Below are 25,916 nucleotides of genomic sequence, written 5' to 3'. Positions count from 1 at the left end.
AAATAAATTGCAAAAATATTAAGAGCAATATTTCTTTTCTAATACGCTAGCGTTGCTTGATGCATCATCCACCATTTTATTTAAAGCCTTGCGTGCTTCATCTCTATTCTCCTGCACTTTAAGACTTGTATTAATCAGGCTATTCACATCCTTACGAATGGAGGTATTTCCATAACGTAACTCCTTCAGAGTGGATACGGCTTCAGCTGAAATTTTGCACTGCTGATCGAGCATCTCAGATGAATCGGTGCTTGTATTGGCATACGCTATTGCAACAACTGATATTGAAATAGCAGCAAGTATTGTCTTTTTCATTCTGTTTTCCTTAATTTGTGACCACATGTTGGGCAACAACCTAAATCTTGCGCTCGAACTTTTCGGAGAGCGGCATACACACTTGACTCTGAAATTTCCATTTTTCTAGCAGCTTGAGCCGCAGTCATGCCCTTGCCCACCCACTCTAGCGCTTGGTGGGTTTTTGGTATCAATCGTTTCATATCTCCCCTTTCTTTTATTACTATACCACTGAAGTTGTGAAGTTGTGAACTTTAGTAAAAATATTTATTAGCAGAGATATGGGATAAGAAAAAAGAAAAAACCCCTGCGAGAGGGGCTTCTATGACGCTAGGAAGGCTCGGTGGTCAGCGGGTGGTGCCAAAGCACATGAATTGGACGTCACCAAATTCAATAGAATTCAGATTGGAGGGTGCTGCAATGCGGGTATCGACAATTTGCAAGGTGCCGCCCTGCTCTTTGCACAATAAAGTTGCTTCTTGGATTTGCATATTCATGGGGATTGACCCCAAGGACCAAGGCGTAGAACCCTCAACACTGGATGTAATATCTTCAGGATTATTGGTCTGTTCAGCCTCAATATCAGCGCAAGCTGTTAAAAAAACAGTGCAGGCCAAGGGAATGAGGTAACTTTTCATAATCGCTGTGTATCACTTTCTAGGTTTATTTTACGCCCCTTAGCGAATAAAAAACCACCCTAAGGTGGTTATTAAGTTGGCTGATTATCAAAAAATATCCTTGAAAAACTCAAGTCCAAAGATTTCTTTGAGATGTGTGATTTGATAACCAACCCCCTATCTTTCAGAAGATTTTTTACGATCCCCCTGTCGTACGTGAAATCCCTCATCACATCTTGCTTCATATCGTAGATTGGCCAATGAGCTTGTCCATCCACACTGGGATTACCAGTTTTTGCAAATGCCGCCCAGCTTTGAGTAATTTTTCAGACATTGCTTGATCTTGCGGACTATTTTTACCCATGCTTGGATACCAATATGTAGACCAAATACCCTTCTTTAGATCAGCAGTGGCATGCGCAATTAAACCGCATTGATCTGCCCCAGATTCAGGCTGAGAAGGGGTTTGCGGCATGAGAGCCAGGCTGCCGAAGACATAAGGAATTTCAAAGGTATGCGCGGCACCCGGATGAGAGACCCGAATGTTTTTGCTCAGGTAATCAAAATAATAGGCATAAGCAGGGGCAATGCCTTTCATGCTGCCAGCCAACATCTTGGTACTAGCGCGATAAATCATATCCCCTTGGATATCAGAGGACAAAATACAGCGATCCTTTACTTTTGCATACAGCTTGGCAATAGTTTTTGGGTCTTCATGCAGCTTTTTCAGGAGAACATAGACGGGAGGTTGGCCGGGGACTAAAAAACTAGAATCCCAAGAATTGGTGCCAATAATAAATGGAACTTGAGCCTGTTTATGCGCGGCGAATAGTGGCGGCGGATCTCCAGGAATGATTTGACAATCCACAAATGAGCTACCAAATTCGCCCTTATAGAAGGCGCTGGGATCCAAAACTAATCATGGAGTTTTCAAAAGCGCCTTGCAGGGTGCCTGTTTGAATCTAAACAATCGGTTTTTGCTGATCAGCGTAGACAGTGATGGCAAATACACTGAGGGCTAGAAAAATAGGAATCATTTTCTTCATTGAATTTCTCCACAAGGAATTAATTGCTACCAAACTGATTAGGGCCATCTGTGCCCTTTCGAATTAACAAATAAATAAAGTAAAAGACGCCGATGATTGTGAAATTAACCAACCACCACCAACCCGATTTATCAGAATCGTGCAAGCGGCGAATCATGACTGATGCGGAAGGTATCGTAATGAGAAACAAGCTAATAGCCTGTGTAATCCAAAAAGCGTTGGTGTAAACAACGGAACCATTAACAGGATCAATCATCATATAAGGCTGCTGCATCGCCATTGATACCGCAAACTGAATGATCTCGCCCAAAATAACAGCATACAAAAAGAAGTACCAGTATTCACTGCGAGAGGCTCTACCCTTAAAGCTTGCATACTTGAAATAACAGCTTGCAATGGATTCTTTTATGTTCATCAATGTCTCTGATATTAATAATTTGCAACCTTGATTGTGAGAAACAAAGCCGCACCGCCAGAATTCATCGTTGGACCCGACCCGATGCCACTACTGTTAGTGTACTTGTTAACGCAGTATGGTTGAGCGCTAATGGCTGCAGCGCTGCAGTTACCATTGGCGTTGGTCTGTGTATATGCCAAGTTAGCAGACCACATACTGGCAAATTTTTTTTCAATACCAAGCTTCCAGTCGACATAGCTAGCAACAGAATAATTGGCAACGTACTGGTATCCAGCGTGGGCTATTAAACTCCACCCTCCGTCAGCCCAAGTCCATGAAGACATAGGGAAATTACCAGTCAGATTCGTATAAGCAGAGCCTGCAGTGGAGGCGCCTGTGGGACTGAGCATACTTTCAAAATTGGTAAATGCAATATTTTGTTGGACGGAAAACGGGCCGCGCTGAACAGCAAAAAATACAGCCCCGTTATGCACCATCCCAGAAGACATTCCAGTTTTAAAAGGACTAAATACGTAGTTGGATACATTGCTACCTGGATAAATGATCCCATAAATTCCAGTATTGATATGGTACTCATCAAGCTGCTGAGCCCAACCTCCAAAGAGATCTGTTTCTAAAAGCGCTCCGGGATAACCGGCCCCCGAAGAGACGGTAGAGTTCCAATTGCCGACATAAAAGTGGTTGGGGAGCATCAACCCAACTCCGCCCTGCACTGCCGGCATTCCAAAAGTTTGGGTCAGGCCACGCGATCGGTAGTCTGAGACTACATCCATATCCCATTGAAATTGATAGGGAGTTTGCGCTGCATTGAATTTCTTGCTGTGATCGCTATCAGTTTGAGCGTATGTATTTAGGCCAATTAGCATAGAAACCAAGCATAGTATGTGACGAATACGAATATAGCTATTGTTCATTACTGATGATAGGAATGGGGATCTAGTCGATGCATTTCAGACTCAATGACAGTCTCGAGTTCTTGCTGGAGCTCTACCTCGTTCTTGCCCGCAACCTCAATAACCGAACCTATCGATACTGTAATCACTCCAGGGCGTTTTAAGATTGAGTTCCTAGGCCAAAATCGCCCTGAATTTTGAGCGACCGGCAATATATTGGTTTGTGTAGCTAATGCTAGGCGCACGCCACCCTTACGATAGGGGCTAAAACTCCCAGCGCGGGTACGAGTTCCTTCGGGGTAAATCGCAATCCACTTACCCTCTGCCAGTTGCAGCTTGCCTTGACTAGCCACCAAAACTCGCGCCTTTTCTGCATCGCCGCGATTGATATGAATCATCTTTAAGGAAGCCAATGCCCAACCAAAGAATGGCAAATAAAGTAATTCTCTTTTAAAGACAAAACACAAGGGTTTTGGAAAGATTGAGGGATAAGCAATGGTTTCCCATGCAGATTGATGCTTACCCAGAATGATCAGGGGGGTCTTTTCATCTTTGGGAATATTTTCTAAGCCCTGAACTCGATATTCAATACCGCAGAGCTTTGCTAGCACCCATAAAGTGGTTTTACTCCAAAAGACACCTATCTGGTAGCGAGCACTGGTACTAGAAAAGGGAATCATGATGACTACGATGCTTGCGCACAGCGTTACATAGGCAAAAAGAAAGAGGTAAAAAAGGAGCGAACGAAGCCAGAGAATCAGAATAGTCATCAGCCAACCAGAAATGGGAACTTGCTGAAGATTTTAGCCTAGCAACCTTTGCTTGGCCGCATTAAACTCGCGCTCAATTGTGTCAACAATCTGTGCAACACTAGGAGCATCCTCAATCAGCCCGACTCCTTGGCCCGCACCCCAAATATCTTTCCAAGCCTTCGCACCCGAGCCATCTTTACCGGCCTGGGATAGCTTTGCAAAAGCTTGAGCATCTCCAGGCTCTAAATTACTGGGATCTAAGCCAGCATTAATGATGCTCTGCTTAATATAGTTCCCATGAATGCCAGTGAAATGATCCGTATAAATAATATCAGCAGCTTGCGCCTTCACAATGGCCTCTTTATATGGCTCGCTTGCATGCGCTTCTTTACTTGCGATGAAGCGAGTGCCCATATAGGCGAAATCAGCCCCCATCGCCAAAGCGCCTAGTACTGCATCACCGGTTGATATCGCCCCAGATAAAATAATTGGACCTGGGTACATGGCACGTACTTCGCCCACTAAAGCAAAAGGCGATAGATTGCCGGCATGACCTCCCGCTCCAGCAGCTACCAGTATTAACCCATCCACACCAGCTTCAAGTGCTTTCTCAGCATGACGAATACTAATCACATCGTGCAAAACAATTCCACCATAACTATGAACGGCATCAATAATTTCTTTAACCGGTGCACGCAGGCTAGTAATGTAGATGGGAACCTGATGTTGTACACAGACACGTACATCATGCTCAAGGCGTGTATTAGAAATATGAACGATTTGATTGACTGCCAGAGGACCAACGGCCCTGCCCGGATGTGCGGCAGAATGTCTTGCGAGCTCCTCTTTAATATTACTCAACCACTCATCTAGAAGCTCTGGTGGTCGGGCATTGAGAGCCGGAAATGAACCTACGATCCCCGCTTTACATTGGGCGAGAACCAATTCTGGATAGCTGACTGTAAACATTGGCGCAGCAATGATGGGTAATCTTAGTCCTTGCAATGCTTTAGGTATTCTTGAGGCGCTCATTTATTTCTCAATTCTCTGCGTAGGATTTTTCCAACGTTTGTTTTTGGTAAATCAGCCCTAAATTCAATGAATCGAGGGCGTTTATAGTTTGTAAGATTTTCTTTACAGAACGCCATGATAGCTTCCTCTGTTAATGAAGCATCCTGTTTCACAATGAACGCCTTAACGGCTTCGCCTGAATCCTCATCAGGCACACCAATGACTGCACATTCCAGCACTCCAGGAATGAGAGATAGAACCTCTTCCACTTCATTTGGATAGACGTTAAATCCAGAAACCAGAACCATATCTTTTTTACGGTCGACAATCTTAGTTAGGCCGTCGGGATTCATGATGCCGATATCGCCTGATTTAAAGAAGCCATCGGGCGTCATAACATTCTTGGTTTCCTCGGGCTTGTTCCAGTAACCGGCCATTACCTGAGGCCCCCGAATACAAATCTCACCAGGAGTACCAAAAGGTACTTCGATGCCGTCATCGCCTAAGATCACTACTTCGGTACTTGGTACCGGGAAGCCAATATAGCCAGTAAAGCTCTCAATCAAAGCAGAGTTGACGCAGGCAACTGGTGATGTTTCTGAAAGGCCATAGCCTTCGGCAATGGGAGCGCCAGTCATTTCTTGCCAGTGATCTGCAACTATCTTTTGCATTGCCATACCGCCGCCAATAGTTGCCAAAATATTAGGGAACTTCACTGTGGCAAATTCAGGTTTATGCATCAGCGCATTAAATAAAGTATTTACTCCGGGGAAGATATTGATATTTGGATGCTTCTTCAATAGCTTTATGAATCCATCAAAATCACGTGGATTAGGAACCAAAACTAACAGACCACCTTTGCGCATTCCCAATACGGAACAGGCTGTTAAAGCAAAGATGTGGTACATCGGTAACGCACATAAGAAGACTAATTGATCTACTTTTTTACGCCTCAATCCCGGCTCAAGCCATAACTCTGTCTGAATGACGTTAGATAGAATATTGCTGTGCAAAAGAATGGCACCTTTAGATAAGCCTGTAGTACCCCCCGTGTATTGCAAAAAGGCAATATCATTTAACGAAGTATTCGGCTTATTCCATAGATGTCGACTACCCTCGCTCAGAGCACCATTAAAAGTAATGTGCCCAGGTAAATCCCATTCAGGAACTAGCTTCTTCACATTGCGGACAACAAAGTTCACTACCGCACCTTTTAAGCCAATCATCTCACCGAGTGAAGTGACGATTGTCTTTTTCAGGGGAACATTCGCAGATATGTGCTGGTAAACATGTGCAAAGTTTTCCAAGATAATGAGAGCAGAAGCTCCGCTATCTTTAAGCTGATACTCCAATTCGCGTGCGGTGTAGAGTGGGTTGACATTGACCACCACAAACCCAGCACGGAGAATACCAATCATCGCAATCTGAAATTGCAATACGTTTGGCAACATAATGGCTACACGAGATCCCGGCTCTAAACCCAAAGTCTGTAGATAAGCCGCAAAATGTTGGGAGTGCTGATCAAGATCTCGATAAGTTAAAAACTTATCTAAATACTCACATGCACGTCTATTTGGGTAGCGCTCAAAGGATTCCTCAAACATATCCAGCAAAGAAGAGTAGCCTGAAATATCCACTTCATGAGGAACGCCCTCAGGATAATGTTTTAACCAAGGTTTTGAGGGGTTGACCATGAAGTTATTTCCAGTCTCGATATATTTTTATTTATAGTTAGATTGCTAAATCTGTATGACACATTCTAATCACGACAACAATAAATCCAAAGAAAAAGCCCTCTGCAATGAGAGGGCTTTTATTGAACATCTACAACATTAGAAGCGATAGCCTACACCAACCAAAATATCAGTACCATTGCCACTCAAGGTCATACCATTCAGTACAGTTCCGTTAGTCAAGGTTGCTGTTAAATTTTTATTTCCATAAGAGCCATAGTTCACCTCACCAAATGCATATAAATGCTCAGTAAACATCTGCTTATAACCCAAGCCTAAGGTCCAACCAGTTAGGTTGGTGCTTTGGTAAGCGAGCGTTGGACCTGATAGACCAATGGTTGCACCAGTGTAACCAAGTTTTGCATAAGCTAAACGTTCTTTATCAATGGCATAACCAGGGGTAATGGTGATGCTATAAAGATTTTTAACGTTGTAAGTAGCAGTAGTGCTTCCACCGGGTACATTTGCAGGGGATCCAACCGATGCACCAGCTGGGCTTGAAATAGTTGTTGGGGCCAAGCTTAATTGCCCAGTTGCACCTGAACTTGCACCAGGATAGTAAGAGGCTCCTAACCCTAAGATCCAAGTTTCATTGATGCCAAAGTTGTAACCTGCTGATAGCGATGCAGTTGCAGTATTCACATTGTTCACGTTGCTAGCGGATGCTGACTGAGTAACTGTTGCAGGATAACCATATGCAGTCAAAGGTGCGCCAGTAAGAGGTGAGTTACCAGTTGAGCTTACCGCTGAACCACTACCGATTTTTGGCACAAACATTCCATAACCAACGCCCACTTGTCCATAGGTACCTTCCCATGCGTTTACTTTAACTGATTGTGCATTTGCACTAGCTGCAAACACGCCCATCATCGCTAATGCCAAGGCGCTAATTTTTACTGTTTTCATATGTCTTCCTGTGTTAATTTTTTTAATGATTCACAACAACTTCACAAATCTTAATTACCTTTAAGTAAATATGTATCTCGGGTTTTCCCTCTATTTATTTTGCAGTGCATCAATTTGGTTAGCTCTGTAGATAGGAATCTTTATTTAATGGGTCTAGAAACTGGTTTCGAGAATGAATTAATGATGTAATATAAACGAACGATCGTATTATTTTTACAACAAATTGCGTAAATTGAAATGACCATACAAGAATCTACAGATTTACAGCGAGAAATAATGGAGCCTAAAAAAGGGGCCCTGACAAAGAACTCCATTATTGAAGCGGCTCTTGCGATCGCCAGTAAATCAGGGCTTGAAGGCTTAACCATTGGCAATATTGCAGAAGCGGTCAATATGAGTAAAAGCGGTGTCTTTGCTCACTTTGGCTCCAGGGAAGAGCTACAAGTTGCTGTAGTGAGGGAGTATTACCAACGGTTTCAAGGTTTAGTCTTTATCCCCGCACTACTGAAGCCCAAAGGCTTGCCTCGCTTAAATCAAATGATCCAACTATGGCTCAAGATGAGTATTGGCGATGACAGTTCTAGCTGCTTCTTTATTGCTGGGGCTGTTGAGTTTGATGACCAACCTGGCATCGTCCGCGATGAGTTGGTACGTAGCGTAGAGGATTGGCGCTCTGCTATCCGCAGGGCAATTAAAGAATCTATCGCTGCTGGTCACCTGAAGAAATCTCTGAATGTAGAGGCCCTGCTCTTTCAACTTTACAGTATTGTTCTTGGGGTTCATCACGATTCTCGTTTCTTAGATAACCCCAAATGCTTGGTAACCGCAAACAAGTTAATTAAAGAAATTTTGAGTAGCAATAAATCAAATTAAAAAACCCAATCAACAAATCTCTTCAACACCTCAATAGATAGAAGAACATCATGCCCCAATATAACCCCCCTCTTCGTGATATTCAATTTGTGATTCATGAACTCCTCGGCGCTGATAAAGAATTTGCTGCCTTACCTGCTTACCAGGAGGTTGATAAAGACACTATCAATCAAATTATTGAAGAGGCTGGCAAGTTTGCTAGTGAGATCGCCTTTCCATTGAATCAAATTGGTGACAAGGAGGGCTGCACTCGCCACGAAGACGGCTCTGTTACTACGCCTACTGGCTTCAAACAAGCCTATCAACAATATGTCGCTGGCGGTTGGCCTGCATTGTCATGTGATCCTGAATATGGCGGCCAAGGATTGCCGCAGTTACTTAATACCGTTCTATATGAAACGCTCAACTCCGCAAATCAATCTTGGACGATGTATCCGGGCCTATCGCATGGAGCCTATGAATGCCTTCATGCCCATGGTACTGATGAGCAGAAGAAACTGTATCTTGAAAAACTCGTTTCTGGCCAATGGACAGGAACGATGTGTTTAACGGAACCTCATTGCGGCACGGATCTTGGTTTACTCAAAACAAAAGCTGAGCCTCAAGCAGATGGCACTTATGCCATCAATGGAACCAAGATCTTTATTTCTAGCGGAGATCATGATCTCGCAGAAAATATTGTTCATTTAGTGTTGGCGCGCTTACCGGACTCTCCAATTGGAAGCAAAGGCATCTCTTTATTTGCAGTACCTAAATTTCATGTGGGAGCTGATGGTGCTATTGGCAAAGCAAATGCAGTGTCTTGCGGCTCCTTAGAGCACAAGATGGGTATTCATGGGAATGCCACCTGCGTTATGAACTTTGATGGCGCTATTGGTACATTGGTTGGAGAGCCGCATAAAGGTCTAAACGCCATGTTCGTCATGATGAATGCGGCTCGTCTTGGCGTAGGTATGCAAAGTCTTGGCTTAACAGAGGTGGCATATCAGAACTCTGCCGCTTATGCCAAAGAGCGTTTACAAATGCGTAGCTTAACTGGGGCTAAGGCACCCGAAAAGGCGGCTGATCCGATTATTGTTCATCCGGATGTTCGTAGAATGTTGCTCACCCAAAGAGCTTACGCAGAAGCTGGTAGAGCCTTCTCTTACTGGGTGGCCCTCATGATTGATAAAGAACTTAATCATCCTGATGAAAAAGTTCGTAAAGAAACAGGTGAGATGGTAGCCCTACTCACCCCAATCATTAAAGCCTTCTTAACCGATAACGCATTTACTGCAACAAACGAAGGCATGCAGGTATTTGGTGGTCATGGCTATATTGCTGAATGGGGTATGGAGCAATATGTTCGTGATGCTCGTATCAATATGATTTATGAGGGCACCAACACCATTCAATCTCTTGATCTCTTGGGTAGAAAAGTTCTTGGAGATATGGGCAAGAAGCTTACCAAGTTTGGCAAAATCATCGAACAGTTCATCGAAGATGAAGGTGTGCGCAAGGAAATGCAGGAGTTTATTGATCCACTTTCAGATATTGCTGTTAAGGTTGAAAAACTCACCAAAGAAATTGGCATGAAAGCCATGATGAACCACGAGGAAGTGGGTGCTGCTGCAGTTCCCTACTTACGCGTTGTGGGCCATTTGATTTATTCCTATCTATTTGCCCGCATGGCAAAAATTGCCTTAGCCAATAAATCGAGTAACGATCCTTTTTATCAAGCGAAGTTGGCCACAGCTCGCTTTTACTTTGACAAATTACTTCCTGAAACAGCGATGTTAATTCGTCAGGCACGCGCTGGCTCTAAATCATTAATGTCAATGCCTGCTGATTTTTTCTGAAAGACTGAACATGAGTGATAACAAGATTATTAAAAAAGTAGCCATTCTAGGTGCTGGCGTCATGGGTGCTCAGATTGCTGCGCAGTGCATTAACGTCGGTCTACCAGTAGTTCTGTTTGACTTGCCAAGCAAATCGGATGATGGCAAACCTGTTAACAAGAATGCGATTGCCATGAAAGCAATCGAGAACCTGAAGAAACTGAAACCCGCTCCTCTGGGTTTATCTTCAGAAGCCAATCTAATCACTCCTGCAAATTATGAGGACGACTTAGGCCTCTTGGCAGATTGTGACCTCATTATTGAGGCAATTGCTGAACGTTTAGATTGGAAGCACGCCCTCTATGAGAAAGTAGCTCCACATATTCCGGCGCATGCTCTGTTTGCTACCAATACCTCAGGCCTTCCTATTGGCGAGCTTGCCAAAGGCTTTTCTGGCGACCTGAAGAAGCGCTTCTGTGGTGTGCATTTCTTTAACCCGCCTCGGTATATGCATTTACTCGAACTCATCCCGGCAGCGGATACCGATCCTGCCGTATTAGATGCTCTAGAAACCTTTATGACTTCCACAATGGGCAAAGGGGTTGTACGTGCTAAAGATACGCCAAATTTTATCGGCAATCGTGTTGGTGTTTTCTCTATCCTAGCTGTTTTTGCAGAGGCGCAAAAGTTTGGTCTTGGCTTTGATGAAGTTGATGCCATTACCGGTAGCAAACTTGGACGCGCTAAGTCAGCAACCTTCAGAACCAGCGATGTCGTTGGCTTAGATACCATGGCTCATGTTATTAAGACTATGGAAAATGCATTACAAGGCGATTCCTTTTCTGCTCTGTTTAAAACTCCTGAGGTTGTAAGTCAGCTCATTGCAAAAGGTGCGCTGGGACAGAAAACCAAAGCAGGCTTTTATCGCAAGGACGGGAAGAATGTTCTTGTATTGGATGCTGCCACCGGTGAATACAAACCATCTACTGCAACGATTGAACCACTAATTGAACGCATTCTGAAAAAACCGATTGCAGAACGACTTGAATTGCTACGCGAGACCGATGAACCGCAAGCTCAGTTCTTATGGGCTATCTATCGGGATATCTTCCACTACTGTGCTATTCATCTTGGTGAGATTGCGCAATCTGCTCGAGAAATCGATTTTGCAATGCGTTGGGGTTATGGCTGGAATTTAGGTCCGTTTGAAGATTGGCAAGCCGCTGGATTAACGCAAGTAGCTAATTGGATTAAAGAAGATATCGATGCTGGCAAAACATTAAGCAAAGAACCTTTGCCCGCATGGATCTTTAGTGGGCCAGTTGCGGATAAGCAAGCTTTCCATACTCCTGAAGGTTCATGGTCTGCATCTGAGAATAAATACATCCCCCGCTCTACTTTACCGGTATATCAAAAGCAAGTATTTAGAGCACCACTGTTAGGAGATGGTTCTCCAGATCCTAAAACAGCGGGCACCACTGTTTTTGAAAACACGGACTTCCGAGCTTGGGTAGATGCTAATCAGCCTGAGGTTTTAATTGCCTCATTCCGCTCGAAGATGAATACCTTCAGTCCAGATGTATTAAGTGGTCTACAAAAAGCGGTTGAGATTGCAGAAGCAAACTACGCAGGCTTGGTAATCTGGCAACCAACTTCATTGAAGCTAGGTACACCTGGTGGGCCCTTCTCTGCAGGCGCCAACTTGGAGGCTGCAATGCCCATGGTTATGAAAGGCGGTCCTGCTGGAGTTGAGCCGTTCGTCAAAGAGTTTCAAGACACGATGATGAAAATCAAATACTCCCAAGTGCCTGTAGTTTCAGCGGTCTCTGGCATTGCTTTAGGGGGTGGTTGTGAACTGGTTCTTCAATCTGCACGCAGGGTTGCCGCTATGGAGAGCTATATCGGATTAGTGGAAGTTGGTGTTGGCCTATTGCCTGCTGGTGGCGGACTTAAAGAAGCAGCCATTCGTGCGGCTCAAGGCGTTGCGCTTGCTGGGAACACCAATTATTTGGATTTCACCAAAGCCGCTTTTGAAAATGCTGCAATGGCTAAGGTTTCTTCATCAGCTCAAGAAGCAATGAAGATGGCTTACCTCCAAAAGGGTGACATTATCGTTGCAAACGTCTATGAATTACTGGCTTTGGCACAAGATCAAGTCAAAGCAATGCGCTACTCCGGATACAGACCTCCTATACCAACCTTAATACCGGTTGGTGGCCGTTCTGTTGCCGCCACCGTGATGGGTCAAGTAGTCAATATGCGTGACGGTGGCTTTATCTCTGAACACGATGCGCACATTGCTCAGAAGATCATTCAGATCATTACTGGTGGCGATGTCGATGCAGGAACGCTTGTTACTGAAGAGTGGCTGCTCAAACTGGAGCGCCAGGCATTTGTGGAGCTCATTGGTCACCCTAAATCCATGGAACGGATTATGGGTATTCTCCAAACTGGCAAGCCTGTTAGAAACTAATTTACCGAGATATCACTATGAAAAATATTCAAGACGCATATATCGTTGCTGCCACTCGCAGTGCCGTTGGTAGATCTGGGCGAGGTGCATTAAAAAATACTCGTCCGGATGACTTACTTGGCAACGCCTTGCAACATATTCTGACGCAAGTACCCACCCTAGATCCCAAAGCCATTGAGGATGCCATTATTGGCTGTGCCATGCCAGAAGGTCAACAAGGATTGAATGTGGCCCGCATTGGTTTACTCCTAGGTGGGCTACCAAATACTATTGGCGGTATTACTGTCAACCGTTTCTGCTCGTCTGGGTTAAATGCCATTGCTATGGCAGCTGACCGCATTCGGGTTGGCGAAGCGGATGTGATGATTGCTGGCGGTGTTGAGTCAATGAGTATGGTTCCCATGGGTGGCAACTCTCCATCGATGTCACCAGAAATCTTTATGGCCGATGAAAACATTGGTATTGCTTACGGTATGGGCTTAACCGCCGAGAAAGTTGCGCAACAATGGAAGATCAGTCGCGAAGATCAAGATGCTTTTGCATTTCATTCTCATCAAAAGGCTATGGCCGCACAAGCCGCCGGTGAATTTAACTCTGAAATCTTTCCCGTCAAGGTTGCCCATCGCTCGATGAATCTGGATAAAGGCCAAGTGGATATACAGTGGCGTGAATTTTTGAAAGACGAAGGCCCACGGATCGATACCTCGCTTGAAGGGTTAGCGAAACTCAAATCTCCATTCGCCGCTAGAGGTAGCGTGACCGCTGGCAATAGCTCACAAACCTCTGACGGTGTTGGCGCACTCATCTTAGCCAGTGAAAAAGCGATCAAGACCTTTGGTCTCACTCCTTTAGCGCGCTTTGTTAGCTTTGCCGTTAAGGGTGTTCCACCAGAAATTATGGGCATCGGCCCTAAAGAGGCTATTCCAGCTGCGTTAAAACTGGCTGGACTCAATTTGCAGGATTTGGACTGGATCGAGTTAAACGAAGCGTTTGCAGCCCAGTCTTTAGCGGTCATTCGAGATCTTGGTTTGGATCAAAGCAAAGTCAATCCTTTGGGTAGCGCTATTGCTCTTGGACATCCTTTGGGTGCAACAGGCGCCATCAGAGCTGCAACAGCGATTCATGCGCTACAGAGACGTAATCTTAAACACGCCATGGTGACGATGTGCGTTGGTACCGGTATGGGCGCTGCTGGAATATTTGAGCGTTGCTAATCAGCTTTTATCAAAAATGGGAGACATCAGAATGTTAAAAAAACAAATCATTCTATCGGCCTGCATTCTTGGTCTGATTGCTGGCAATACGTATGCTCAAGCTACCGATCCAGCTATTGGGGTTTGGAAAACAATTGACGATAAAACCAATCAACCGGCTTCCTTAATTAAGATTGAAGAGGCCAATGGGTTTTTACAGGGCACCATCATCAAAACATTCCCAGCCCCAGGCGAAACGCCGCTAGTTTATTGCAATCTGTGCAAAGACGATCGTAAAGATAAGCCTCTTATTGGCATGAAAATTATGAGTGATCTTAAGCAAGATGGGTCGGGTACTTGGTCAGATGGAAAAATCTTAGACCCAAAGAATGGCGAAACCTACAAAGTTAAGGTTGCAACTGAAGATGGCAAAAAGATGGATGTCCGCGGCTATATTGGCATTCCATTATTAGGTCGCACCCAAGTTTGGTACAAAGCTGAGCAGTAATCTACAGATCACTTAAAAAATATGAGCCATCAACCTCTTCCAGAAGTTCTATGCAAACATTTGGCGGATGGTAATTTACCCGTCATTGCAGCCCCACTTTTTATTATCAGTAATCCTAAATTAGTGATTGCCCAGTGCAAAGCGGGTGTGATTGGCTCTATGCCCGCCCTCAATGCCAGACCAGCCGAACAGCTTGAAGAATGGTTGATTGAAATTACTACTGCCTTAGGGGCTTACAACAGAGAACATCCGGAGAAACCAGCTGCACCATTTGCCATCAATCAAATTGTGCACAAGAGCAACGATCGTCTTGAGCATGATATGGCGCTCTGCGTCAAATACAAAGCACCTATCATCATCACCTCTCTCGGTGCACGCGAAGAAATTAATACTGCGGCTCATAGTTATGGCGGCATCGTATTACATGACATCATCAACAATGCCTTTGCTAAGAAAGCGATTGAAAAAGGTGCCGATGGCTTAATTGCAGTTGCAGCTGGCGCTGGTGGACATGCCGGCATTAAAAGTCCCTTTGCATTAATTCAGGAAATTCGGGAATGGTTTAAAGGGCCATTAGTACTGAGTGGCTCTATTGCTACTGGCGGTGCTGTTTTAGCGGCTCAGGCCATAGGTGCTGACTATGCGTATATTGGCTCTGCATTTATTGCCACTGAAGAAGCGCGTGCGAGTGAAGACTATAAGCAAGCAGTGGTTGATTTCAACTCAGATGACATTATTTTGAGCAACCTTTTTACTGGTGTGTCCGGCAATTATTTAGCACCTTCCATCCGCAATGCTGGCTTAGATCCGAATAATCTTCCAGAAAGTGACCCAAGCAAGATGAACTTTGGTGGCGCAGCTCAGAAAGCCTGGAAAGATATTTGGGGTTGCGGTCAAGGTATTGGTGCCGTGAAAGCGGTTACACCTACAGCGCAGTTCGTTGCTCGCTTAAAAACTGAATACGATCAAACTAAAGCCAGCCTGCTTAAAGGCGCTGCATAGCCCATATGATTAATCATCAGCTAGCAGACGGCATTCTGAAGATATTGCTGAACCGTCCTGAGAAAAAGAATGCGTTCACCAACTCGATGTATCGCGAGCTTACGCAGATACTGTCTGATGGCGACCAAAATCCTGAAGTGAAAGTAATGCTGATTTCTGGAGCTGGCAACGCCTTTTCAGCCGGGAATGATATTGCTGATTTCATGCAATCACCCATTACGCATGAAGATGCCCCACCGATTAACTTATTAAAGGTGCTTGCAGGATTAACCAAACCCTTAATTGCAGCGGTTGATGGGGTTGCGGTTGGCATTGGAGCAACATTATTGTTTCACTGTGATTTGGTTTACGCCCAAAAGGATGTTCGCTTTATCTTTCCTTTTGTTTCTTTGGGCTTGGTTCCAGAAGGTGCCGTCTCTTTATTGCTTCCACGCCTCGTAGGCCATCAAAAAGCCTCAGAAATATTACTCTTTGGTGAACCTATCAGCGCCGATGAAGCCCAGCAAATTGGCTTTGTAAATAAAGTAATTACAGAGCCATCGGCACTGCCTTATGCGGAGCAAAGAGCTCAAAAGCTCACCGCCCTTTCCTCGGGATCGATATCTCGAACCAAGTCTTTGTTAAAGGATGGCGCCCTGAAGACTGCAGTGCTCAATCAAATTGATATTGAGGGAAAACTATTTATTGATAGACTTCATGGTCCTGCAGCTAAAGAAGCTCTCACTTCTTTTTTAGAAAAGCGTGCTCCTAATTTTGAAGGTCTAGATTAGCGACCTGCTCGGATCAGGTCTACTGCTTTTTCAGCAATGGCAATGATGGGGGCATTAGTATTGCCTCCGATCAAGGTTGGCATGATTGAGCCATCAACCACTCTTAGCCCCTCCAGGCCATGAACTTTTAGGTTTGCATCCACTACCGCCATTGCATCATGGCCCATTTTGCAGGTGCCCACTGGGTGATAGACCGTATCAGCCCGCTCCCGAATAATCTTCCGAATGTCATCATCTGTTTTTACATTAGGGGTAAAGACATCTTTTTTGCGTATCTTAGTAAACGAGGCGGCATCCATTAGTTGTTTGGTCAGCTTATAACCTTTAACTAGGGTTTCCAAATCCTCTTCTTCGGCTAAGAAAGCTGGATCAATTAAGGGTGCGTCTTGCATGCGGTTGCTAGCTAGCGTTACCTGTCCTCGGCTCTTAGGCCTCAGTACGCATACATGACATGAGTAACCATGGGCCATATGTAATTTACGGGCATGATCTTCCACTAAGCTAACTACAAAATGCAATTGCACGTCTGGTACATCAAGGCCGGGATCTGTTTTAAGGAAGCCGCCCGCCTCTGCAAAGTTGGTGGCAATCATGCCTTCGCGTGAACGAATGTATTTAATAATTTCACCAGTCAATTTAACTGTACCGCCTAAAGAAACGCCGATCAGATCAAGACTATCTGCGGAATAGCCAAAAATAAAATCTGGATGATCTTGGAGATTTTGACCTACGCCAGGCAAATCATGGAGGACTGGTATATCGAATTTCTTTAACTCTTGAGCAGGCCCAATCCCTGAAACCATGAGCAATTGAGGCGAATGGAAGGCGCCAGCACATAGAATGACTTCTTTATTAGCGCGCATGATGTGCTGTTTACCACCCTGCGTGTAGCTCACGCCTACAGCGCGCTTACCTTCGAACAAAATACGCTCAACCTGAACACCGGTTTGCACATGTAAATTTGTCCGTTTACCCATATGGGGATGTAAATAGCCGCGCGCCGCACTCCAGCGCTCACCGTTTTTATGGGTAACCTGATAAATCCCCAAACCCTCTTGTTCGGCGCCATTGAAGTCTTCTGTAACCGGAAAGCCGGCCTCCTTAGCTGCATTCAAATAGATTTTCTGAAAAGGATTATGAGACTGCAGATTCGATACAGATAATGGGCCATCATTTCCGTGGAATGAATTCTTAATGGTGGTGTTGTTTTCACTTTTCTTAAAGTAAGGCAGTAGGTCATCATATGACCAACCTGCATTGCCAAGAGACGCCCAATGATCGTAATCAGCGCGATGACCCCTGGTGTAAATCATGGCATTAATTGCTGAAGAACCGCCCAAACACTTACCTCTGGGTTGATATCCTCTGCGGCCATTCAAACCCTTCTGAGCTACCGTTTGAAAGGCGTAGTTATTAATTGATGTGGGTAGCATGGCGACTGCAGCCGCAGGTGTTTTCACGACCCAGCTGTCGCCCTTACCGCCAGCCTCAAGCAATGCAACGCTAGTGTCAGCATCCTCACTAAGCCGCCCTGCCATCACGCTACCGGCAGACCCGCCGCCTATGACGATGTAATCAAAGGCCTGAGGCTTCATGATTTATTAGCCCAGTGATTCATCAGCTGTGATCTAGCAGATGGTTGAATATTGATCTTATGTATATCTCCAGCGTAATGACGCACCACACGCTTGTCCATTAAGGCGAACCAAAGGGGCGGAAAATACGCCAAAGTAATCATGGATGCATAACCACCAGGTAATTGAGGCGCTTCCCCAAAATGACGCAATGCTTGATAACGTCTGGTTGGGTGTGCATGATGATCTGAATGTCTTTGCAGGTGGTAAAGCAGAATATTGCCTACTATGTGATTGCTATTCCAGGAATGCTCTGGGGCACAGCGAACATACTCACCATGTTGATTTTTTTGGCGCAATAACCCGTAGTGTTCTACGTAGTTCACCACTTCCAACATTGAGGCGGCGTAGATGCCCTGAAGTACTAGAAAAATCAATGCTGGCCATCCAAGCCAAAGCATGAGCACACCATACAGGAGGATGGTGAGTGACCAGGCTTGGAGATTTTCATTGTGAATAGTCCAAACGTCCTTGCCTTTTCTTTTTAAGCGCTCGCGCTCTAGCTCCCATGCAGAAACCAAGCTCCCCAACACTGTGCGTGGCAGAAATGCCCAAAAACTTTCCCCCATACGGGCGCTAGCAGGATCCTCGGGTGTCGCCACCCGCTTGTGATGACCGCGATTATGTTCTACAAAAAAGTGGCCATACATACTCGAAGCTAATGCCAATTTAGAAAGCCAACGATCAATAGATTCTTGTTTATGCCCTAGCTCATGGGCGGTTCCAATACCAATGCCGTTGGTGGATCCCACAGTAAATACTAAGGCAACATAGGTATACCAATCTAAAGATTGAGTCGCCGCTAGCCAAGTTCCATAGACTGTTCCAATGAGTTGAAACGGGACATAAAGCCAGACCAAAGCACGATAAAAGAAATCTCTATTTAAAGTCTCGACAGCGGATTCTGGAGGATTGCTAAAGTCTTCGCCAAAAGTCAGATCTAAGATGGGGATAGCAATATGAATAATAGCTGGGGCAAAAAGCAAACAGAGCCACTGCCTTGTCAATGAGAAAGCTAGAATAGAAGCAGTAAAGGCAAATGGAATGGTTGGGCTCAATAACCATAGCCAGCGCTTATCCCTCCAAGACTCACTAGCAGGTGCAGTTGCAATACTCACTAATTACCCCTTTGGATTGCTTTAGTAGATTGATGCTAGCTAAAGACGGGAATGAATAGCATCATAATGCCACCAAAACTAATTACGCAATATGTCCTTGATTTGAGCCAGGTATAGATCTTGGCCGTGATTGACTTTAGACTGCCAGTCATCGCCTGAATTCTCATTAGCTTCATCGGTGATGTATTTAAATGATTGCCAAGGTAGAGGCGGCCTATAGAAGGCAAGATCAGCTAGAAAAAAGGGCTTGCTTGATGAGCGACTGGGAGGGCTCTATAGAAAAACGTATGGAGAATCTGTCCGGTAAAGAGGTGTCCCTTTGACGGAATTACAAGCCTAAATTTTCTACTTAAAATCATTAAAAGACTTATAAATGAGTCATTAAAACACTTAAAGACTTATTTATGAGTTATATTTATTGACCTATAGCATATAAACAGGTATATTAAAGCCTCATACTTAACAAAATGCATGAGGCAACTATGCGCATAGATCAAGAACTGACCCTAGCATCAAAGCAACTTGGCCAATCCGCTGAAATAGCGCATTGCCTTGTTTCTTTGCGTCTTGCGCGTCGTGTTCGCCAGGGAGAAGCTGCAGTTCGTGCCGGCCTATCTCGCGCTACTGCACAACGCATTGAAAAAGGTGATCCTGGTGTGGCGATTGGCGCGCTTTTGCGTTACTTAGATGCAATCGCTCCAGGCATGACCTTGTTGCAACTCTTAAGCGGAGATGATCCTGCGATCATTGCTTTAGAGCGTCGCTCACGTCCACAACGCGTGCGTGCTTTAAATGCAGCGGAAATGAAAGCGCTTGATTTCTGATGGCCAATACCACTAAAGATCTTTTTGTCTTTGCCAATCTTGATGGGCAATTTGTACCAGCAGGACAACTGCAAGTGGATGAAGAAGGCTCAAGACTCATTGCATCTTCCTTTGCTTATGGCCTGCGCTACTTAGATAGGAGCAACGCACAAGAAGTGGATCCAGTGGCCCTGAGCCTGAAGAATAAAAATGAGATCAAAGGTAAACGCCTCATTCCACCAAATAGCTTAAAAGCTTTTGGTGGAATTCGGGATGCTGCTCCTGATTCGTGGGGAAGAAGAGTGATTGAAGCTAGGCTCAAGGTTCCAGCCAATAGCCTTGCAGAATCAACTTATCTCCTCGAAGCAGGTAGTGATCGTGTTGGGGCTTTAGATATTCGATTAGCGCTTGACCAAGAAGAGCGCCCTGCTCATGAGAGTATTCACAATCTATCTTACGTACTCGAAGGGGCGGAGAAGATTGAAGCAGGTTTGCCAGTATCAGAGTCGCTATCTAGAATTTTGATTGTGGGTAGCGGTCTTGGGGGTATGCGCCCAAAGGCAAGTGTGCGCGACGATGAAAATATTTTATGGATGGCCAAGTTCCCAGGCAACAACGATGGAGCCTTAGATGTACCGAGCATTGAGCACGCTACCCTTAAACTTGCACAGCTAGCTGGTCTAAAGGTTGCGCAAACTCAATTAGAACAAGTCGGCAAAAAAAAAAGTATTGATGGTCAAACGCTTTGATCGCTCTTGGACTACTTCAGCTCGTTCAGTCGAAATTCGTCATCACGTCGTTAGTGCCCTCACCCTCCTCGCTTGCCACGAATCAGAATCCAATACAAAAAGCTATATGGATATTGCTGATGCCATCCGTAGATATTGCGTGATTCCAACAGTCAAATCGGATATTGAAGAGCTATTTGCGCGCATGATCTTTAATCTTTTTGTGAGTAACGATGATGATCATCTACGCAATCATGCATTCTTATGGGATCATAAGCTGAAAGGCTGGAGTCTAAGCCCACTCTATGACGTGATGCCACATGCAGTCATCGCAAGTGAGCGCTATCAACATTTGGGCGTTGGTCCTCAAGGTAAATTAGCCACACTAGATAATGCTTATGGCGCCAAAGAGCGCTTTGGTCTATCGGCGCAGCAAGCAAGCGCCATTATCGATCGCATATGGCGAGTAACCAGACAATGGAAAACACACTTTGAAAATCTTGGAATTACCTCAGAGCAAATCCAGGAGATCTCTCTAGCCTTTAGACATATTGATGACATTTGCAGTCCTGAATTAATCAAGGCTTTAGCTAAAAGCTAACTCCACATCTCAGCGATCTTGTTGAGTAACTAGATGTCAATAATTAAAGATGGATTAAATTCTGGATTCTCGGCGTGGCTAGATCGAACATAACCGCGAGGGTTGCAAACTACCCTAGTGCCATTTAATTCATAATCGCAGGAATCATGCGTATGCCCATGAATCCATAGTGACATCTTTCCAAAGAGATGGACTAACTCGGAGGAAAAACAGGCGGATAGTAAATCCGGCTTGTATCGCTCTGCTACTGAACTCATTGAAGGTAAATGATGGGTAACCACCACAGTCTTGCCATTAAATGGACTCTCTAACTCTTTTTGTAGCCAGGCTAGTGACTTTTCATGCAATTGAATCGATTTTTTTGGGGAAAAATTTCTGCCTCCGTCACGGATTCTTCTGAAGTCATTTAAGTAAAGCTCACCATACGTTAGGCATTTAGATTTTAGCTCTTCGCCAAATAATAAAAAGTCAGTCCATAACGTAGCTCCCAAGAAGCGGATGGAAGTCTTTGTTTTAGAGTCCTGCAATTGAAGTACATCATCATCTAGAAAATGAATAGCATTTTCTGCGCATGCATTTCGGATATCTTCAAGCGCATGGCAACGCTGCGAACCATAGAACTCATGATTGCCAGCCACATAAATAATTGCTTGCTGAGGAAACGATTTCCTAGCCCAAGTTACACCTTCCGCGCGAAGGCCGATATCACCCGCCAGAACAACAACATCTGCCGTATTTGATGCGGGGGTAAAGTCAGCAAACTCTAGATGTAAATCACTCAGTACATGAAGTTTCATAAATTGGATAAGACATGATCGTAACTTTTATGTGGAGAGCTAGTGTATTCAATACATTAACCATGCCACCAAAATGCAATTAGCGATTGTTAGCTTCATTAGCATTAGCCACACATCTGAAATCAAATATTGCTTGACTGGTAAGCGTAGTGGTAAGCGGGAGAAATTAAGAAAAAGCCCCGGTTAGGGGGCTAAGTCTATGCTGCGTATAGCAAAAGGCAGAAAAAATGCCAAAAGTGATGGCGGAGACGAGATCTAGGTTTTGACCCTCCTGTCATGTGCACCAATGTCCATTAAATCTTTTATATATATGGCTTAGAAGGTAGACCCTACTCCCGAGCAATCCATTCAAACTTACTAAAATCCATGTTTTGCTGGTAAGCGGGATGGTAAGCAAATGATGGCCTTACATAGTTAGGATGCAAGCCAAAAGGTCTGGGAAGATTAAACTTCAGGCAACTGAATTACCCAATTTATCATTGCGCCAGCCCTTGGGTTGACCTTGATAGAATTAGCAAGGCTTTTTGAATCAGTCCGCTATCTTCATATATTCAGCTTCAATTGCATTAAATATTTCTTCCGGCACCGTTGCAGAAAATTTCTTACGACGGTTAGCTGATAGCTTTCCATTTTGTTCCATGCAGGTCAAAATTAAGGCGTTGAGATCCTTGCCGCGTATATCAAACTGACTATCAATAGCACGGTAAATAAGGTCATACTTTGCCAAGAACTCGGTCTCTTCTCTTAAGTCCTTTTCCAATGCTTGCTTGGCCATCTCCAATCCAAAATCAACACAGGCAGTGGCATTCCAATAGCGATATAAGGAATCATTTGATTTGAATGTCATTTGATATTCATCACCATCAATCCAAATAACTTCCCAGCGCTTGCGAGCAGGTTCAGAAAAGCTCTTTAGAGCGGTTAGATATAAATCTTCATTCCGCTTCATCGCAATGGATACTGGCAATAGCAGGCCATTCTTTAAAGCGCCAGACTGGCATATTGCATGATGAAATAAAAATCTGGACAAACGTCCATTTCCATCCATAAATGGGTGAATGAAAACAAACCCGAATGAAATAATCGCAGCTGCAACCAAGGGGTCTATCTGCTTTGGCGAGGCATTAGCAAAATCTACCAAACCCTTCATCAAGTCATTAACAATTTCAGGTGGTGGTGGAATATACGTTACGCCAGCAGCACCACGTAACGGACTACTTAACCAATTCTGCTCATGCCGATAATGAACGGCCCTATCTAATGGGTTTGCAATGGCAGTGTTTTGCAATCCAACCAAGTATTCTTCATTCAATTGAGGAGTCAGATGTGCTTTTTTAAGCAGCTCTACAAATGCTTCTGCTTTAGTTGCGCTTGGTGTTTCATGCTCAATCTCAAAAGAACTTTTGGTCTCGCTTAAATAAGCCCATGACATTGCCCTATCGGACGCGGCTCCACCAAGCTGCGATAGAAATTCATTTGCCTTCTGGAGGATGTTGGATTCAAGCAAGCTATTAATACGTGCGGTTCGCTCAACAGTTACGCAGTAATCCAAAGAACCCAATCCATTGAAATGAACCCGCCATTTAGCATTGCGTATGCTTGGACCGGTAATGTATTTTTTTGGGTCAAATAAATTGACCATCGGCCCTGTAATTACTGGCGCGCCCTTTAACTCTTGCCTATTAAAGGCTTCCCACAAAAAACATGCTGTGCGTATATAAACGCCTGTTGGCGATTCACTAATGGCAGCCAGCATCTCTTGGGCCGGGATTTTTCTTAAGGCCTGCGATAGCAGCTGAAGATTAACCCCTTCATGCTTTAGTGCAAACAAAAGGTGGCTTAGTGGGCGATCATCTTTAGGGGCTACCTTTGCCGGTATCAACAATGCGCCCTGAGTGGGCGTTACACTGGTTACCGAGGCAAGGCGTGCGGGTACCAGAGGATCAAAAGCACTGAGATCTAACTGACTTTTTACTCGTGAGTAGCCTATTTCACTCATATTTCCCTCAAGCTCCGCTTTTTCGTTCGAATGGTTATTTTCCCATACTTTTTCTTACATATACACACTTTTTCTTACGATTAGACATATTTACATACTTTTTATTACATTTTTTAATAGATTCCTACATTTTTAAACATATCCTCACTTTTTCCTACTAAATAGCTATTTAAATGATTTTTTACTAGTGGCATCGAGGGCCTGAATTCACCTTGAAAATGCAGTTTTCTTAATATGCCACCTACCAGGCGTAACATGTCGAAAGCACCTGAGATATCCATATTGCCTAAATTTTGAGCAATTTAAACCATTAGGTTTTAGAGCTAGATTTGGCAACTAAACTCTAGAGCATCCCAAAACAAGCATTGCTTGGGTGGTAAGCGTACTGGTAAGCGGGAGTAGTAAAGAAAAAGCCCCGGTTAGGGGGCTAAGTCATTGATGCGTATGGTAAAAAAGAGAAAAAATGCCAAAAGTGCTGGCGGAGACGAGAGGATTCGAACCTCCGATCAGAGTTTTAGCCCCGATGCTCCCTTAGCAGGGGAGTGCCTTCGACCAGCTCGGCCACGTCTCCTTACTTCGATACATTTACAACGCCCCACAGTTTAACGGATTCCGTTGACTGAGGGGAATTACTGCTCCTTATTGCCCTTTTACTTCTGATCCAGCTCAAATGCCTTATGCAAGGCACGTACTGCTAATTCCATATATTTCTCATCGATTACGACAGAAATCTTAATTTCGCTGGTGGAGATCATCAAGATATTGATACCCTCTTCCGATAAGGTACGGAACATTTTGCTCGCGATTCCTACATGGGAGCGCATCCCAACGCCAACTACGGAAACCTTGGAGACTTTTGGATCGCCAGTGATTTCTTTAGCTTCAATATGCGCCTGAACATTGTTTTTGAGCAAGTCCAAAGCTTTTTGATAATCAGCACGTGGAACAGTGAAAGTGAAATCTGTTTTACCCTCAAAAGACTGATTTTGAATAATGATGTCGACATCAATATTGGCATTCGCAATCGGCCCTAGGATTTGGTATGCAATGCCTGGTCGATCAGGAACTCCTAAAACGGTAATCTTTGCTTCATCACGCGCAAAGGCAATGCCGGAAATAACGGCGGCTTCCATAGTGCTGTCCTCTTCAAATGTAATCAAGGTACCTGACTTCATCTCTTCAGCCAAGGGCATCAAAGGATCTGTCAAGGAAGACAGAACCCGGGTTTTAACTTTGTACTTACCAGCAAACTCCACTGAACGAATTTGCAAGACCTTTGAACCAAGGCTGGCCATTTCCAGCATTTCTTCAAAAGTAATGCGATCTAAGCGGCGGGCATCTTCGCAAACACGAGGATCGGTTGTATAAACACCATCGACATCGGTGTAGATCAAACACTCATCGGCCTTCAGGGCGGCTGCCATCGCTACAGCAGATGTGTCAGAACCGCCTCGACCCAAGGTAGTGATATTGCCATTGGGATCTACACCCTGAAATCCGGTTACCACTACTGCACGGCCTGCATTTAAATCTGCAAGGATCTTTTTATCGTCAATCGATTTAATGCGCGCCTTTGTAAAAGCAGAATCGGTATGCACTGTTACCTGCCAACCGGCATAACTCACCGCATCCACACCTTCGCGCATTAAGGCCAGGGCCAACAAGCCAGAGCTGACCTGCTCGCCGGTTGAGGCAATTTGATCGAGCTCACGCGGGTTTGCATCGGGATTAATATCCTTTGCCAAACCCAGTAAGCGATTTGTTTCACCCGACATAGCGGAAGGAACGATCACCACCTGGTGACCCGCACGCATCCATTTAGCTACGCGTTTCGAAACATTCTGAATGCGCTCTACCGAGCCCATTGAGGTGCCGCCATACTTATGAACAATAAGAGCCATAAAAACCGTCAGTAATCAGGAAATGAATT

Annotated in this window: 25 protein-coding genes and 1 tRNA gene; 10 read left to right on the top strand and 16 right to left on the bottom strand. The window is 44.6% G+C overall.

From position 1 onward, the window contains the following. Positions 1-18 precede the first annotated feature (18 nt). The 10 genes from BOQ04_RS02860 to BOQ04_RS02815 form a co-directional block, all read right to left on the bottom strand. Complete coding sequence (locus BOQ04_RS02860; RefSeq protein WP_076023272.1) at positions 19-315, bottom strand: hypothetical protein; 297 nt, start codon at positions 313-315, stop codon at positions 19-21. Continuing rightward, positions 312-497, bottom strand: a complete 186-nt coding sequence (locus BOQ04_RS02855; protein ID WP_076023271.1) for a helix-turn-helix domain-containing protein — start codon at positions 495-497, stop codon at positions 312-314. Before BOQ04_RS02855 ends, BOQ04_RS02860 begins: the two co-directional genes overlap by 4 nt. Positions 498-641: 144 nt before the next feature. Beyond that, positions 642-932: a hypothetical protein gene (locus BOQ04_RS02850; RefSeq protein ID WP_076023270.1), complete on the bottom strand. Its 291-nt coding sequence runs from the start codon at positions 930-932 to the stop codon at positions 642-644. 220 nt (positions 933-1,152) lie between these two features. Then, the gene (locus tag BOQ04_RS02845) at positions 1,153-1,824 is read right to left on the bottom strand and encodes a carboxylesterase/lipase family protein (RefSeq protein WP_076023269.1); all 672 of its coding nucleotides are present in this window, start codon (positions 1,822-1,824) and stop codon (positions 1,153-1,155) included. A gap of 152 nt (positions 1,825-1,976) precedes the next feature. Next, positions 1,977-2,372 carry a DUF805 domain-containing protein gene (locus BOQ04_RS02840; protein WP_076023268.1) on the bottom strand — a complete coding sequence of 132 codons (396 nt, stop codon included), beginning with the start codon at positions 2,370-2,372 and terminating at the stop codon, positions 1,977-1,979. Positions 2,373-2,386: 14 nt separating this feature from the next. After that, positions 2,387-3,289: a TorF family putative porin gene (locus BOQ04_RS02835; protein WP_076023267.1), complete on the bottom strand. Its 903-nt coding sequence runs from the start codon at positions 3,287-3,289 to the stop codon at positions 2,387-2,389. Next, positions 3,289-4,038 carry a lysophospholipid acyltransferase family protein gene (locus BOQ04_RS02830; RefSeq protein WP_233126615.1) on the bottom strand — a complete coding sequence of 250 codons (750 nt, stop codon included), beginning with the start codon at positions 4,036-4,038 and terminating at the stop codon, positions 3,289-3,291. Before BOQ04_RS02830 ends, BOQ04_RS02835 begins: the two co-directional genes overlap by 1 nt. Positions 4,039-4,071: 33 nt before the next feature. Beyond that, positions 4,072-5,052: an NAD(P)H-dependent flavin oxidoreductase gene (locus tag BOQ04_RS02825; RefSeq protein WP_076023266.1), complete on the bottom strand. Its 981-nt coding sequence runs from the start codon at positions 5,050-5,052 to the stop codon at positions 4,072-4,074. Beyond that, entirely contained in the window at positions 5,049-6,725 is a 1,677-nt protein-coding gene (locus tag BOQ04_RS02820; protein ID WP_076023265.1) for a long-chain-fatty-acid--CoA ligase, read from the bottom strand. The genes BOQ04_RS02825 and BOQ04_RS02820 overlap by 4 nt, the downstream gene beginning before the upstream one ends. A 138-nt stretch (positions 6,726-6,863) precedes the next feature. After that, positions 6,864-7,670, bottom strand: coding sequence for an outer membrane protein (locus tag BOQ04_RS02815; protein WP_076023264.1), 807 nt, complete (start codon positions 7,668-7,670; stop codon positions 6,864-6,866). A 237-nt stretch (positions 7,671-7,907) separates the two neighbouring features. Here BOQ04_RS02815 and BOQ04_RS02810 point away from each other — a divergent pair, with 237 nt between their 5' ends. From BOQ04_RS02810 to BOQ04_RS02780, 7 genes are read left to right on the top strand one after another with little or no spacing between them, the layout of a single operon-like run. Beyond that, entirely contained in the window at positions 7,908-8,543 is a 636-nt protein-coding gene (locus tag BOQ04_RS02810) for a TetR/AcrR family transcriptional regulator (RefSeq protein ID WP_076023263.1), read from the top strand. 50 nt (positions 8,544-8,593) lie between these two features. Next, positions 8,594-10,381 (top strand): acyl-CoA dehydrogenase C-terminal domain-containing protein, encoded by a 1,788-nt coding sequence (locus BOQ04_RS02805; RefSeq protein WP_076023262.1) that lies wholly within the window; start codon positions 8,594-8,596, stop codon positions 10,379-10,381. Between the two features lie 10 nt (positions 10,382-10,391). Beyond that, positions 10,392-12,833, top strand: a complete 2,442-nt coding sequence (locus BOQ04_RS02800; protein WP_076023261.1) for a 3-hydroxyacyl-CoA dehydrogenase/enoyl-CoA hydratase family protein — start codon at positions 10,392-10,394, stop codon at positions 12,831-12,833. Between the two features lie 17 nt (positions 12,834-12,850). Further along, complete coding sequence (locus BOQ04_RS02795) at positions 12,851-14,047, top strand: acetyl-CoA C-acyltransferase (protein ID WP_076023260.1); 1,197 nt, start codon at positions 12,851-12,853, stop codon at positions 14,045-14,047. 31 nt (positions 14,048-14,078) lie between these two features. Continuing rightward, positions 14,079-14,534: a DUF2147 domain-containing protein gene (locus BOQ04_RS02790; RefSeq protein WP_076023259.1), complete on the top strand. Its 456-nt coding sequence runs from the start codon at positions 14,079-14,081 to the stop codon at positions 14,532-14,534. 21 nt (positions 14,535-14,555) lie between these two features. Then, entirely contained in the window at positions 14,556-15,536 is a 981-nt protein-coding gene (locus tag BOQ04_RS02785; RefSeq protein ID WP_076023258.1) for an NAD(P)H-dependent flavin oxidoreductase, read from the top strand. A gap of 5 nt (positions 15,537-15,541) precedes the next feature. Next, positions 15,542-16,306 carry an enoyl-CoA hydratase gene (locus BOQ04_RS02780; protein ID WP_076023257.1) on the top strand — a complete coding sequence of 255 codons (765 nt, stop codon included), beginning with the start codon at positions 15,542-15,544 and terminating at the stop codon, positions 16,304-16,306. On the opposite strand, the gene BOQ04_RS02775 is transcribed toward BOQ04_RS02780, so the two are convergent. Together BOQ04_RS02775 and BOQ04_RS02770 are read right to left on the bottom strand one after the other, a co-directional pair. Next, the gene (locus BOQ04_RS02775) at positions 16,303-17,901 is read right to left on the bottom strand and encodes a GMC family oxidoreductase (protein ID WP_076023256.1); all 1,599 of its coding nucleotides are present in this window, start codon (positions 17,899-17,901) and stop codon (positions 16,303-16,305) included. The genes BOQ04_RS02780 and BOQ04_RS02775 overlap by 4 nt on opposite strands. Beyond that, positions 17,898-19,058, bottom strand: coding sequence for an alkane 1-monooxygenase (locus BOQ04_RS02770; protein WP_233126614.1), 1,161 nt, complete (start codon positions 19,056-19,058; stop codon positions 17,898-17,900). Before BOQ04_RS02770 ends, BOQ04_RS02775 begins: the two co-directional genes overlap by 4 nt. Before the next feature lie 482 nt (positions 19,059-19,540). Here BOQ04_RS02770 and BOQ04_RS02765 point away from each other — a divergent pair, with 482 nt between their 5' ends. The 3 genes from BOQ04_RS02765 to BOQ04_RS10600 are packed head-to-tail and all read left to right on the top strand — an operon-like array spanning position 19,541 to position 21,190. Then, positions 19,541-19,882, top strand: a complete 342-nt coding sequence (locus BOQ04_RS02765) for a helix-turn-helix domain-containing protein (protein ID WP_076023255.1) — start codon at positions 19,541-19,543, stop codon at positions 19,880-19,882. Further along, positions 19,882-20,610 carry a type II toxin-antitoxin system HipA family toxin gene (locus BOQ04_RS10980; RefSeq protein WP_083657494.1) on the top strand — a complete coding sequence of 243 codons (729 nt, stop codon included), beginning with the start codon at positions 19,882-19,884 and terminating at the stop codon, positions 20,608-20,610. Before BOQ04_RS02765 ends, BOQ04_RS10980 begins: the two co-directional genes overlap by 1 nt. Then, on the top strand, positions 20,594-21,190 hold the full coding sequence (locus BOQ04_RS10600; protein ID WP_083657493.1) for a type II toxin-antitoxin system HipA family toxin: 597 nt from the start codon (positions 20,594-20,596) through the stop codon (positions 21,188-21,190). The genes BOQ04_RS10980 and BOQ04_RS10600 overlap by 17 nt, the downstream gene beginning before the upstream one ends. Before the next feature lie 29 nt (positions 21,191-21,219). Here BOQ04_RS10600 and BOQ04_RS02755 read toward each other — a convergent pair whose 3' ends face one another. The 4 genes from BOQ04_RS02755 to BOQ04_RS02740 form a co-directional block, all read right to left on the bottom strand. Continuing rightward, complete coding sequence (locus BOQ04_RS02755; RefSeq protein ID WP_076023254.1) at positions 21,220-21,987, bottom strand: metallophosphoesterase; 768 nt, start codon at positions 21,985-21,987, stop codon at positions 21,220-21,222. Positions 21,988-22,516: 529 nt separating this feature from the next. Further along, a complete protein-coding gene (locus BOQ04_RS02750) occupies positions 22,517-23,986 on the bottom strand; it encodes a Fic family protein (protein ID WP_076023253.1) in 1,470 nt (489 codons plus the stop codon). A 476-nt stretch (positions 23,987-24,462) separates the two neighbouring features. Continuing rightward, positions 24,463-24,557 (bottom strand) — tRNA-Ser (locus BOQ04_RS02745). Positions 24,558-24,636: 79 nt separating this feature from the next. Further along, positions 24,637-25,887 carry an aspartate kinase gene (locus tag BOQ04_RS02740; RefSeq protein WP_076023252.1) on the bottom strand — a complete coding sequence of 417 codons (1,251 nt, stop codon included), beginning with the start codon at positions 25,885-25,887 and terminating at the stop codon, positions 24,637-24,639. Positions 25,888-25,916 lie beyond the last annotated feature (29 nt).

The organism is Polynucleobacter sphagniphilus, from assembly GCF_001953355.1.
GTDB lineage: Bacteria > Pseudomonadota > Gammaproteobacteria > Burkholderiales > Burkholderiaceae > Polynucleobacter > Polynucleobacter sphagniphilus.
Note: the sequence above shows the minus strand (reverse complement) of the source record. Positions and strands in the feature narration are given on the sequence as shown.

Excerpts from the sequence above, each read along its gene's own strand:
- BOQ04_RS02810 (WP_076023263.1), top strand. The coding sequence starts at position 7,908 with ATGACCATACAAGAATCTACAGATTTACAGCGAGAAATAATGGAGCCT.
- BOQ04_RS02835 (WP_076023267.1), bottom strand. The coding sequence starts at position 3,289 with ATGAACAATAGCTATATTCGTATTCGTCACATACTATGCTTGGTTTCT.
- BOQ04_RS02860 (WP_076023272.1), bottom strand. The coding sequence starts at position 315 with ATGAAAAAGACAATACTTGCTGCTATTTCAATATCAGTTGTTGCAATA.
- BOQ04_RS02785 (WP_076023258.1), top strand. The coding sequence starts at position 14,556 with ATGAGCCATCAACCTCTTCCAGAAGTTCTATGCAAACATTTGGCGGAT.
- BOQ04_RS02815 (WP_076023264.1), bottom strand. The coding sequence starts at position 7,670 with ATGAAAACAGTAAAAATTAGCGCCTTGGCATTAGCGATGATGGGCGTG.
- BOQ04_RS02800 (WP_076023261.1), top strand. The coding sequence starts at position 10,392 with ATGAGTGATAACAAGATTATTAAAAAAGTAGCCATTCTAGGTGCTGGC.
- BOQ04_RS02750 (WP_076023253.1), bottom strand. The coding sequence starts at position 23,986 with ATGAGTGAAATAGGCTACTCACGAGTAAAAAGTCAGTTAGATCTCAGT.
- BOQ04_RS02775 (WP_076023256.1), bottom strand. The coding sequence starts at position 17,901 with ATGAAGCCTCAGGCCTTTGATTACATCGTCATAGGCGGCGGGTCTGCC.
- BOQ04_RS02830 (WP_233126615.1), bottom strand. The coding sequence starts at position 4,038 with ATGACTATTCTGATTCTCTGGCTTCGTTCGCTCCTTTTTTACCTCTTT.
- BOQ04_RS10600 (WP_083657493.1), top strand. The coding sequence starts at position 20,594 with ATGGTCAAACGCTTTGATCGCTCTTGGACTACTTCAGCTCGTTCAGTC.
- BOQ04_RS02755 (WP_076023254.1), bottom strand. The coding sequence starts at position 21,987 with ATGAAACTTCATGTACTGAGTGATTTACATCTAGAGTTTGCTGACTTT.
- BOQ04_RS02795 (WP_076023260.1), top strand. The coding sequence starts at position 12,851 with ATGAAAAATATTCAAGACGCATATATCGTTGCTGCCACTCGCAGTGCC.
- BOQ04_RS02765 (WP_076023255.1), top strand. The coding sequence starts at position 19,541 with ATGCGCATAGATCAAGAACTGACCCTAGCATCAAAGCAACTTGGCCAA.
- BOQ04_RS02805 (WP_076023262.1), top strand. The coding sequence starts at position 8,594 with ATGCCCCAATATAACCCCCCTCTTCGTGATATTCAATTTGTGATTCAT.
- BOQ04_RS02740 (WP_076023252.1), bottom strand. The coding sequence starts at position 25,887 with ATGGCTCTTATTGTTCATAAGTATGGCGGCACCTCAATGGGCTCGGTA.
- BOQ04_RS02850 (WP_076023270.1), bottom strand. The coding sequence starts at position 932 with ATGAAAAGTTACCTCATTCCCTTGGCCTGCACTGTTTTTTTAACAGCT.
- BOQ04_RS02780 (WP_076023257.1), top strand. The coding sequence starts at position 15,542 with ATGATTAATCATCAGCTAGCAGACGGCATTCTGAAGATATTGCTGAAC.
- BOQ04_RS02825 (WP_076023266.1), bottom strand. The coding sequence starts at position 5,052 with ATGAGCGCCTCAAGAATACCTAAAGCATTGCAAGGACTAAGATTACCC.
- BOQ04_RS02820 (WP_076023265.1), bottom strand. The coding sequence starts at position 6,725 with ATGGTCAACCCCTCAAAACCTTGGTTAAAACATTATCCTGAGGGCGTT.
- BOQ04_RS10980 (WP_083657494.1), top strand. The coding sequence starts at position 19,882 with ATGGCCAATACCACTAAAGATCTTTTTGTCTTTGCCAATCTTGATGGG.
- BOQ04_RS02790 (WP_076023259.1), top strand. The coding sequence starts at position 14,079 with ATGTTAAAAAAACAAATCATTCTATCGGCCTGCATTCTTGGTCTGATT.
- BOQ04_RS02840 (WP_076023268.1), bottom strand. The coding sequence starts at position 2,372 with ATGAACATAAAAGAATCCATTGCAAGCTGTTATTTCAAGTATGCAAGC.
- BOQ04_RS02855 (WP_076023271.1), bottom strand. The coding sequence starts at position 497 with ATGAAACGATTGATACCAAAAACCCACCAAGCGCTAGAGTGGGTGGGC.